1 pseudogene is annotated in these 293 nt (G+C 52.2%); it reads left to right on the top strand.

Annotated elements, in window-relative coordinates:
• Positions 1 to 293 (top strand): annotated as a pseudogene (locus HMPREF2675_RS04030) (HNH endonuclease); the annotation flags it as partial.

Here is a 293-nt window from a genome sequence, read left to right on the forward strand (position 1 = left end):
GCGAATGTCGATTGGAACAATAGGCAGCTGCACGACAGCGAGATCAGAAAAATTAAAGATAATGCCGCCAAATTTGCCAAACTCCATCCCGGCATTTCCCAACAGCAGGCAGAAAAGCGGCTGGTGGCGCAAGCCATGCGTCAGGTCGATGCGGCTTATTATGCCAAACATGCCGACACCGACACGGCGGCGGAACAATTCCTGCGCAGCATAGCGGGAAGTTTCAAAGCCGACGGGGAAACGTTCCTGGATTTTGCCCCGATGAAGTATTACAGAGACAGCGGTAAATTTGC

The organism is Neisseria sp. HMSC061H08, from assembly GCF_001836795.1.
GTDB lineage: Bacteria > Pseudomonadota > Gammaproteobacteria > Burkholderiales > Neisseriaceae > Neisseria > Neisseria subflava_A.